Raw genomic sequence first — 9700 nt, 5'->3', positions numbered from 1 at the left:
CGGCGGACGATCTTCTTCTGGCCGTTCTTGACCTCGGTCGCGTCCTCCATCGGGACCTGGACCTCGAAGATGTAGTCCTCCATGTCCTGGGTCTCGGTACGCGTGGCCAGCTGGGTCTTCACGCGATTCTCGTGACCGGAGTAGGAGTGGACGACGTACCACTCGCCGAAGGAGGAGCGCAGATGCATCTTGAGCTGCACCAGCGGGTCCTCCTCCTCGGGCTCCTCGGACTCCTCAGCGGATTCTGCCTGCTCGGCGTCCTCCGGCTGCTCGGCGGAGTCCGACTCGCCCTCGGTCGGCTCGTCCTGCTCGGAGGACTCATCCTGCGAGTCCTCGACGGGCTCGGACTCGCCGAGGGTCTCGGGATCCTGCTCCGCTGCGGAGTCGTCGGCCTCCGGCGCCTCATCGACGGTCTCGTCGGCGGGCTGCTCGTCGGCGTCCACCTGGGGCGCTGCGGTCTGCGGCTGCGAGGAGGCGGAGAAGGAGAGGGAGTCGTCGACACCCTGGTAGGACTCGTCGGGGGTGGAGGACTCTTCGGGGGTAGAGGTCTGGTCGCTCATCGGCGGGTACCTGCCTTCCTGGCGGCGTGGAACTGATCGGTCACGGTGCGTTGCGTGGTGCGGGCCAGCCCGCGGCTCACACGTCGGGAACCGTGAAGGCGATCCTGGAGAGCCAGCTGAACACGGAGTCGAGGCCGAAGATCAGAAGGATCATGAAGACGACGAACAGCAGAACCGTGATCGAGTACAGGACCAGCTCCCGACGGGTCGGGACGACCACCTTCCGGAGCTCCGCGATGATCTGGCGGATGAACAGACCGATGGCCAGGAACGGGTTCTTCGACCCGGAGCCCTGGGCGTCGGCACCGGTGGGCGTCGACGGGGCGTTCTGGCTGGAGTTCACGTCTGGGCTGTCCGATCTCGTCGAGGTCATCCGCATCCGGTCGGGTGACCCCGACCGGACCGGCAGGGCAGACAGGGCTCGAACCTGCAACCTGCGGTTTTGGAGACCGCTGCGCTACCAATTGCGCCACTGCCCTTCACGAGGACCAGGCCTCATGAGGTCTTCGCACTGCCCCCGGAGGAGCATCGTGATTCTGACCAGCGACCAGCATACAAGCCGCAGGGACCTCGTGCGAATCGGCTGGCAGCAGATCACATCACATCTGCTCCAGGAACGGTCCCCCAGCGTTCTCCCCCGCCGTATTCCCCCGTGTCCGAATGGGGTCGGACCTGGCGACTGATCGCGTGCTCTGCCACGATAGGCGGGTGACCAACGACGATGCCAGCATCTCCGCGACCAGCCCGCACACCCCTCAGCACGCCCGCATCTCGCAGCAGGTCGGAGCGATCCAGCCGTCGGCGACCCTTGCGGTCGATGCGACCGCGAAGGCGCTCAAGGCCGCCGGTCGGCCGGTGATCGGCTTCGGTGCCGGCGAGCCGGACTTCCCCACCCCGCAGCACATCGTCGACGCCGCGATCGAGGCGGCGCAGGATCCGCGCAATCACCGCTATTCGGCCACCGGGGGCCTCCCGGAGCTGCGCGAGGCGCTGGCCGAGGCGTTCTCGGGCACCACCGGTCTGGAGATCCAGCCCTCCCAGGTGCTCGTCACCAACGGTGGCAAGCAGGCCGTGTTCCAGACCTTCGCGACCCTGCTGGACCCGGGCGACGAGGTGCTGCTGCCGGCCCCCTACTGGACCACCTACCCCGAGGCGATCCGGCAGACCGGAGCGGTCGAGGTGCCGGTGCTGGCCGGGGTGGACCAGAATTATGTGCCGACCATCGACCAGCTCGAGGCGGCCCGCACCGAGCGCACACGCGCCCTGGTGCTCTGCTCCCCCTCGAACCCCACCGGGGTGGTGCTGACCCCCGAGCAGGTCACCGAGATCGGGCGCTGGGCGCTCGAGCACGGGATCTGGGTGGTCACCGATGAGATCTACCAGTCCCTCACCTACGACGAGATGCCCTTCACCTCGGTCCTCAAGGCGGTGCCCGAGCTCGCCGAGACCACAGTGCTGCTGGGTGGGGTGGCGAAGTCCTTCGCGATGACCGGCTGGCGGGTGGGCTGGATGGTCGGCCCGGCCGACATCATCAAGGCGGCGACCAACCTGCAGTCCCACCTCACCTCGCACGTCAACAACATCGCCCAGCGGGCGGCCCTGGCGGCGCTCACCGGCCCCACTGAGCCCGTCGAGCAGATGCGCGAGGCGTTCGATCGTCGACGTCGCCTGATCGTGGAGAAGCTCTCCGCGGTACCCGGGTTCACGGTCCCCACCCCCACCGGCGCGTTCTACGTGTTCCCGGATGTCTCCGGAGTGCTCGGCCGCGAGATCCGCGGGCGGAAGATCACCACCTCGGCAGAGCTGGCGGCTGTGATCCTCGAGGAGGCGGAGGTCGCCGCGGTGCCGGGTGAGGCCTTCGGCGCCCCTGGTCACCTGCGCTTCTCCTACGCCCTGGCCGATGAGGACATCGCCGAGGGCATCGACCGGGTGGCAGCGCTCCTGGCCGGATGAGTCCGGCAGATGGTGCAGGCCGCGATCTCGCGGCACTGCCCAAGGCGCACCTGCACCTGCATTTCACGGGGTCGATGCGCCAGCAGACGCTCCTGGAGCTGGCGGACGAGCGGGGCATCCGACTGCCCCGCTCGCTCACCGACGACGTCGCGCTGCAGGTCGAGCCCACGCGCCGCGGCTGGTTCCGCTTCCAGCGCCAGTACGACGCGGCGCGGGCGGTGGTCGATTCCGAGTCGGCCATGCGCCGGATCCTGCACGAAGCGGCCGAGGACGATGCTGCCGAGGGTTCCGGGCGGCTCGAGCTGCAGGTGGACCCCACCAGCTATGGGCCCTTCGTCGGCGGTCTGACCCCGGCGATCGAGATCGTGCTGGACCAGGCCGCCCGTTCCGAGCAGGAGACGGGGGTGAGCATCGGGATCGTCATCGCCGCCTCCCGCACCCGTCACCCCCTGGATGCGCGGACCCTCGCCCGGCTGGCGGCGCGGCACGTCGGCCCGGTGGTCGGCTTCGGTCTCTCCAATGACGAGCGGCGCGGCACCACTGCAGACTTCGCGCTGGCCTTCCGGATCGCTCGCGACGCGGGGCTGATGTCGGTGCCGCACGGTGGGGAGCTGCTGGGACCCGAGCATCTGGAGGACGTGGTGGAGCATCTGCACCCGCACCGCCTGGGCCACGGGGTGCGCGCCGCAGAGGACCCGGCTCTGCTGGAGCGGGTGGTCGAGGCCGGGATCGGTCTGGAGGTGTGCCCCGCCTCCAACGCCTCGCTGGGGGTGGTGGAACAGGCGGCCGACGTTCCGCTGCGCCGCCTGGTGGATGCCGGGGCCCAGATCGCCCTGGGCGCCGATGACCCGCTGCTGTTCGGCTCTCGCCTGCTGGACCAGTATGAGACCGCGCGGGAGATCGGCTTCGACGACGCCGAGATCGCGGACCTCGCTGCGTCCTCGATCCGGATCTCGGCCGCGCCGGTCGCGGTGAAGGAGCGCCTGTTGGGCGGGGTGAGGGCCTGGCTGGCCTCCCCTCCGGCAACGTTCTAGGGTCGGCGCATGAGAACTCCGCGCAGGATGCTCCCGCTGGTGGCGGTCGCCGCCCTGGTGATCACCCTGGTGGTGCCCGTCAGCGTCTCCAGCGATCCTGATTTCGACGCGTTCCTCATGACCAGCGCCGGCCAGCCGGGGACCACCGATTCCCTGCCCCTGATGCTCCCGATCTGGGCGATCGTGCTGGTCGCCGCCGCGACGGTGTGGATCCCGCGCTGGCCGGCTCTCTGGGCGGTCGTCGCCTTCGTCGCCGCTCTCACGCTGGTCATCCTGCCGGCGACCCTCGTCCTGGATCCCCCACGGTTGATGTGGGACGGCTGGGATGAGGCGAACAATCGGCCGACCGGAGGAATGGTGGTTGGTCGACCGTTCATCGGCTCGGCCCTGTGGGTGGCGGGCTCCCTCGCCCTGACGGCCTCGGGAGTGCTCGGGATCCTCGACGCGGTGCGGTCGCGGGCGAGGCGCCCTGCTCAGACGCGGTGAGAGCGAGGGCGACGGGGCCAGGGTGGGCACGGTGTTCTCGGTCAGCGGGGAGAAGCAGCCTCGTTCAGAGCGGCCAGTTCCTGCCGCTCCACCCTTCCGGACGCGGCAAGGAGATCACCCGCACGCCGAGCGCAGCGGCCTCGTCGAATCCGGTGGTCACCAGCAGGATCTGGTCCCCCTCGGCTGTCGCAGTCGGCGTCTGCAGACGTGGCCGGCGTGTCAGCGGTCCTGCCCGGCGCCTTCCGAGGGCAGTGCCAGGAAGAACTCCGGGGCGTCGAAGCCATGCTCGGCGAATGCCGCAGCGATCGCCGCCGCGACCTGCGGGGCCTGCTGCGCCTCGACCAGAGCGATGGTCGAGCCGCCGAAGCCGCCGCCTGTCATCCGCGCACCGTGGGCACCCGCCCCCCGCGCGGCCTCGACCGCGACGTCGAGCTGCGGGACGGTCACCTCGTAGTCCTCGCGCAGGGAGTCGTGCGAGGCGTTCAGCAGGGCGCCGAGGTCCGTCACCTGCTCGCGCACGGTGCCGGCGGCGAGCAGGGCGTCGAACTCCCGCACCCGCTGGATCTCGGTGATGACGTGATGGGCGCGACGGCGCACCACCTCGTCGTCGATCCGGGTGAGCTGCTCGTCCAGCTGTGCGGGGTCGACGTCCCGCAGCGTCGGCACGCCCAGGGCCTGCGCCGCGCGCTCGCTGTCCGCACGGCGTGCCGTGTACTCGCCATCGACATGGGAGTGCTCGGCGCGGGTGTCCGTGATCAGCAGGGCGAGGCCCTGCGAAGCGAGGTCCCACGGCACCGGACGGGTGGAGAAGTCACGGCAGTCTAGGAAGAGGGCATGCCCCTCGCGTGAGAGCACCGAGGCGGACTGGTCCAGACCGCCGGTGGAGGCCCCGGCGAAGTCGGTCTCGGCGGTGATCGCAGCCCGCACCCGGTCCAGCGGCTCGGTGCCGAGGCTCAGCAGCGCCTCGATGGCCTCGGCAGCGGCGCATTCGAGCGCCGCGGAGCTGGAGAGCCCGGCACCCAGCGGCACCTGACCGTCGATCATGATGTCCATCCCGCGGGTCGAGGCCCCCGAGATCCGGGAGCGCAGCGCCCACAGCACACCCGCCACATAGGCCGGCCAGCCGGTGACAGCCTCGGGCGTGAGCGCACGCGCATCGATGTCCAGGACCGTCTCGTCCTGCGCCGAGCGCACCCGCAGCCGATCCGTGGGGGTGCGCGCCGCCGCCGCGAAGCAGCGGTGCGAGATCGCCATCGGCAGGCACAGCCCGTCCTGGTAGTCGACGTGCTCGCCGATGATGTTGACCCGGCCGGGCGCGGACCACACTCCGTCGGGCTCGTAGCCGAAGGACTCGATGAACAGCTGTGCGGCGTGATCCGCGGCCTCCGAGCGGTCCGGGGCGGCGGACAGCTCGACCGCGGCCGGATCTGCTCCGAGTCGCGCTACGGCGGCGGGAGAAGCGGCAGAGATCATGGGGGTTCCTTCCGAAGCGGTGAGGAGCCGGCGGCGCAGCGGGAAGCGCGCCCTGTCCGGCTCGGCGTCCGAGAGTCTAACCGTCATCTCGACAAGAGCCGAGGAGCGGCGTTCAGGGACGCACCGCGAGGCAGGCCGCCGACGGAGCAGGGATCGGCTCCCCCACCACCTCGAGCCGCTCCCCCGCGCGCCTGAGCACATCGATGCGGTCCCCGTCCTGCGCGGCGACCAGGATCAGTTCGCCCCACTGGGTGAAGTGCCGCGGATGCGCTCCGACCTCGATCTCCGCCACCAGCTGCGGGCGCGTCATGGCCAGCGAGAGCAGGGAGAGCGTGTCCGGGCCCCGGTTGGCCACCACCAGCAGCGACTCCTCTGCCGCGAGCTCGATGTGGGAGAGCGCATTGGGACCCTCATGACTGCTGGCCGGGGTCATCGAGCGCACGCTCCAGCGATGCCCGGTCCGGGGGTCCCGGCCGGCGGCGCCACGGGTGAGCTGCGGTGCGGGCTCGTCCCGGGATGCGGTGGCGACCATCCCGGAGAGCTCGCAGGCGATGTAGAGCTGCTCCGATTCGTGGTCCGGGGCGAGATGTCGTGGTCCGCTGCCCCGCCGCAGCGGGATCTCCCCGCTGAGGTTGATCATTCCCTCCACGTCCTGGCGGTAGAGCAGCACCCGATCCAGGCCGAGATCCGGCACTGCGAGCACGCCGGTGCCGGGCAGCGGGACCACCTGGTGCGGATGCGGGTCCTCTCCGTCGCTGTAGTCGTGATGGTCGTCCAGATCGATCTGCTCGAGGGGGACGCCGTCCGCATCCAGCCGCACCGTGACGACACTGCCCGCCCCGTACTGCGCGATGACCAGCGTGGACCGGTCCGTGCCGAAGCTCAGATGACAGCCCCCGGAGCCGTCCACGGCAAGCTCTCCGAGCACCTCCGCCGCGCACCCGTCGGCGCTCACCCGCACCGCGGCCACCCGGGTGGGGTCCCCTTCGAGCACCGCGTACAGCAGCGTGCCGTCCTCGTTCCAGAGCACGAAGGAGGGATCGGCGAGATCCACCACCGCCAGCTGCTCCACCGCAGGCACGGCGTGGGGATCCTCGAGGGTGAGCTTCAGCAGGGTCAGACCCGGGCCGCGGCCCGTGCCGCTGCGCGAATATCCGCCGACGGCGATCTGTGCGGTGGCGCTCACGGCGGTGGTGCTCAAGGCGGTGGTGCTCACGAGGGCTCCTCGGGGTCGGTGCGCCGCCGCGAACCGTCCTCGAGGTCCGAGGGCGGATCGAGATCCGCCAGGAAGGACGGGTCCTCGAACATCGTGGAGGACAGCGCTGTCATCTCGCCGGTCATCGTAGACGGCTCGATCACCGGCGCGCCACGACGACGCCGCTGCCCGCGCGAGCCCAGAGAGAGGCGGCGGCGGCGCAGCGTGGTGAACGGCGAGGAGATCGCCGGGGTGTACGCGATCCCGGTGCGGCGGATGTAGGGCATCAGGCGCGAGGCGAGCAGCTGCCCCAGCACCACCCCGGCCGCGATCGAGACCGCGATCTCGGCGGCTCCCAGCAGATCGGCGACGCCGGTGCCGAGATCATCGCCCAGCCCCAGCAGGCCGCGGTAGATGAGGCTGCCGGGGACCAGCGGGATCACGCCGGCCATCACGAAGGCGAGGGACGGGGCGCGCAGCCGATCTGCGAGCGCCGTGGAGACCATGCCGGTGCCGAAGGCCGCCAGGGCGACGGCGACGGTGCGGTCCAGCAGCAGGCCGGACAGCAGATGCGCGAGGATCCCGGAGCTCCCAGCGACCAGCGCCGCGAACAAGAGCAGCCGGGCGGGCACCTGCGTGCCGACCCCGTAGCCGAGCCCCATGCCCAGCCCGGAGATGATCACCACCACCGCTGTGGTGAGGGTGAGGGGAAGGGCTGCGCTGACCGAGATATCCGCGCCGACCAGGTCGGCGAGCAGCATGCCTCCGCGGACCCCGGCCACGAGGCCGACGGTGAGCATCAGCGCTTCGAGCATGCGTCCGGCCGCGGTGACATACCAGCCGGTGACCGCGTCCTGGACGGCGCTGATCGAGCTCAGCCCGGCCAGCTGCACGATGATGCAGGAGATCACCACCGTCGAAGGGTTCGCGCTCTCATCGAGCAGGGCCACGAGCACTGCGCCCCCCACCGCGATGAAGCCCCCCAGCACCTGGCTGTAGAAGGGCGGGATGTTCCATCGCGCCAACAGCTCGCCGATCGCGATCAGCAGCCCGGCGGAGAGGGTCGCCGCAAGCACCACGAGGCTGCCCGCTCCGAAGAAGAGCGCCGCGGCCCCGCCCATGACGGCGAAGCCGGCGACCACCAGGGGGATGCGGTACAGAGGCTGGCGCTGCGGGATCGCGGAGGCCTGACGGCGCGCCTCGTCCAGCGGCAGCTCTCCGGAGAGGTAGCCGTGGGAGATGTCCTCGAAGGCGGCCAGCCGGGCGAAGTCCTGCACCCGTTCGCTCGCGGAGCGCACCCTGGTGAAGGGAGTGGCGGATTCGTCCGCCAGGTAGGAGATCGTCACCTCGTTGAACGTCACCTGCACCGAGACGTTGCGAAGACCGGAGGAGCTGGTCACCCGCAGCACGGTCGCCGTGACCTCGGAGGCCGCGGCGCCGTTGGTGAGCAGGCCCTCGCCGATCCTCATGGCGAGGTCGAACACGGCATGGAGCCGGGTGGAGTCGGTGGGCACCCACCGATCGTGCCACACGCGCCGGGACCTGGAACACTCCGCGGGCCGCTTGACGCCTCACAGCCTGACGCTTCACCGCGCCGACCGGTCCGCGCGGTGCTGCTGCGCCGCGGCGCAGCACGTCCGTCAACGAGGAGGACCGCAGTGACGTCAGCGGAGAGCTGGCGTCAGCGGAGACGTCAGCGGAGAGGTGGCGTCAGGCCGGAGCTCAGAGGTTGGGCGAGGCGGACAGCACAGCAAGGGAGATGGCGAGCAGCAGCAGCACCACCACGTCCAGCCCTCGGGAGCGGACCGCGAGCGCCCCGACCGCCCGCACCGGAAGCACCGCTCTCAGCACGGCGAGCACCCCCAGCAGCGCGGCCAGCAGCAGCCCGGCCAGCGGCACGGAGGCGAGCACGGCGATCGCCACGACCGCACCCAGTGCGCACAGGGCAAGAGTCAGCACCGCCTGCCGCTGGAAGGCGGCGGCGAGGGTGGTGGGGGAACGACGCTCGGACACGGACCCATCGTACGGTCCACGCCGTACGGTCCTCGCGTCGGCCCCGACGCGGCTACCCTGGCCGTGGTCGGCAGCGCCGTCGACCGCAGAGCGACCTGGAGGACTCCTTCACATGACCATCCCCGGTGCGATGACCGGTACTGCGACCCGCACGGAGCATGATCTGCTCGGCGATCGCGAAGTGCCCGCCGATGCCTACTACGGTGTCCAGACCCTGCGTGCGCAGGAGAATTTCCACATCACCGATGTGGCGCTGAGCCACTTCCCCCGACTGATCGAGGCACTCGCCCAGGTCAAACGGGCCACGGCCCGCGCGAATCACGGTCTCGGAGCGCTCGATGACGAGCGAGCGGCCGCTATCGAGCAGGCCTGCTCCGAGATCGCCGGCGGTGAGCTCCACGAGCACTTCGTGGTGGACATGATCCAGGGCGGCGCCGGCACGAGCACCAACATGAATGCGAACGAGGTGATCGCGAACCGGGCGCTGGAGATCCTCGGTCACGCCAAGGGCGAGTACGAGCACCTCCATCCGAACAACCACGTCAACCTCTCCCAGTCCACGAACGACGTGTACCCCACCTCGCTGCGGCTGGCGATCCTGCTGACGTTCCCGGCTCTGGTGGACTCGATGGAGCATCTGATCTCCACCCTCCGCACCAAGGGCGCGGAGTACTCCGAGATCCTGAAGATGGGTCGCACCCAGATGCAGGACGCGGTCCCGATGACCGTGGGCCAGGAGTTCAACGCCTGGGCCACCACGATCGAGGAGGACGTCGAGCGACTCACCCGCACCGCGTCGGCGTTCCAGGAGATCAACCTCGGGGCCACCGCGATCGGGACCGGCATCACCACGGATCCGCGTTACGCGCAGCGTGCCACCGAGGAGCTCTCGTCCCTGACCGGCATCGACTTCATGGTCTCGATCGACCTCGTCGAGGCCACCAGCGACACCGGCGCGTTCGTGACCTTCTCCGGGATCCTGCGCC

The 9700-nt window shown here is 70.3% G+C and carries 10 protein-coding genes and 1 tRNA gene; 4 read left to right on the top strand and 7 right to left on the bottom strand.

Annotated features, from left to right (window positions below; translation table 11 throughout):
* The 3 genes from ACTH43_RS17930 to ACTH43_RS17920 all read right to left on the bottom strand — a co-directional run.
* The coding region (locus ACTH43_RS17930) for a transcription termination/antitermination NusG family protein (RefSeq protein ID WP_441446252.1) at positions 1–560 on the bottom strand (560 nt) is incomplete at its 3' end.
* A 76-nt stretch (positions 561–636) separates the two neighbouring features.
* Positions 637–903: a preprotein translocase subunit SecE gene (gene secE, locus ACTH43_RS17925; RefSeq protein WP_441446251.1), complete on the bottom strand. Its 267-nt coding sequence runs from the start codon at positions 901–903 to the stop codon at positions 637–639.
* 63 nt (positions 904–966) lie between these two features.
* Positions 967–1039 (bottom strand) — tRNA-Trp (locus ACTH43_RS17920).
* A 229-nt stretch (positions 1040–1268) separates the two neighbouring features.
* Between ACTH43_RS17920 and ACTH43_RS17915 the strand changes: the two genes are divergently transcribed.
* From ACTH43_RS17915 to ACTH43_RS17905, 3 genes are read left to right on the top strand one after another with little or no spacing between them, the layout of a single operon-like run.
* Positions 1269–2513, top strand: a complete 1245-nt coding sequence (locus tag ACTH43_RS17915) for a pyridoxal phosphate-dependent aminotransferase (RefSeq protein ID WP_441446250.1) — start codon at positions 1269–1271, stop codon at positions 2511–2513.
* The gene (locus ACTH43_RS17910; RefSeq protein WP_441446249.1) at positions 2510–3547 is read left to right on the top strand and encodes an adenosine deaminase; all 1038 of its coding nucleotides are present in this window, start codon (positions 2510–2512) and stop codon (positions 3545–3547) included. Before ACTH43_RS17915 ends, ACTH43_RS17910 begins: the two co-directional genes overlap by 4 nt.
* Positions 3548–3556: 9 nt before the next feature.
* Positions 3557–4033 (top strand): hypothetical protein, encoded by a 477-nt coding sequence (locus ACTH43_RS17905; RefSeq protein ID WP_441446248.1) that lies wholly within the window; start codon positions 3557–3559, stop codon positions 4031–4033.
* 219 nt (positions 4034–4252) lie between these two features.
* Here ACTH43_RS17905 and galK read toward each other — a convergent pair whose 3' ends face one another.
* The 4 genes from galK to ACTH43_RS17885 all read right to left on the bottom strand — a co-directional run bounded on the left by galK (position 4253) and on the right by ACTH43_RS17885 (position 8714).
* Complete coding sequence (gene galK / locus ACTH43_RS17900; RefSeq protein WP_441446247.1) at positions 4253–5506, bottom strand: galactokinase; 1254 nt, start codon at positions 5504–5506, stop codon at positions 4253–4255.
* A gap of 112 nt (positions 5507–5618) precedes the next feature.
* Entirely contained in the window at positions 5619–6722 is a 1104-nt protein-coding gene (locus tag ACTH43_RS17895; RefSeq protein ID WP_441446246.1) for a lactonase family protein, read from the bottom strand.
* Positions 6719–8215, bottom strand: a complete 1497-nt coding sequence (locus ACTH43_RS17890) for a threonine/serine ThrE exporter family protein (RefSeq protein WP_441446245.1) — start codon at positions 8213–8215, stop codon at positions 6719–6721. Before ACTH43_RS17890 ends, ACTH43_RS17895 begins: the two co-directional genes overlap by 4 nt.
* A 208-nt stretch (positions 8216–8423) precedes the next feature.
* Positions 8424–8714, bottom strand: a complete 291-nt coding sequence (locus tag ACTH43_RS17885; RefSeq protein WP_441446244.1) for a DUF3017 domain-containing protein — start codon at positions 8712–8714, stop codon at positions 8424–8426.
* Positions 8715–8826: 112 nt separating this feature from the next.
* On the opposite strand from ACTH43_RS17885, the gene ACTH43_RS17880 reads away from it, so the two are divergent.
* A partial coding sequence (locus ACTH43_RS17880; RefSeq protein WP_441446243.1) for a lyase family protein occupies positions 8827–9700 on the top strand: 874 nt, incomplete at its 3' end.

Origin of the sequence: Brachybacterium sp. (genome assembly GCF_052095815.1) — a bacterium.
Lineage (GTDB): Bacteria > Actinomycetota > Actinomycetes > Actinomycetales > Dermabacteraceae > Brachybacterium.
Note: the sequence above shows the minus strand (reverse complement) of the source record. Positions and strands in the feature narration are given on the sequence as shown.

What these genes read in the sequence shown, in the direction of transcription:
- ACTH43_RS17905 (WP_441446248.1), top strand. Translation starts at nt 3,557, where the DNA reads ATGAGAACTCCGCGCAGGATGCTCCCGCTGGTGGCGGTCGCCGCCCTG.
- galK (WP_441446247.1), bottom strand. Translation starts at nt 5,506, where the DNA reads ATGATCTCTGCCGCTTCTCCCGCCGCCGTAGCGCGACTCGGAGCAGAT.
- ACTH43_RS17910 (WP_441446249.1), top strand. Translation starts at nt 2,510, where the DNA reads ATGAGTCCGGCAGATGGTGCAGGCCGCGATCTCGCGGCACTGCCCAAG.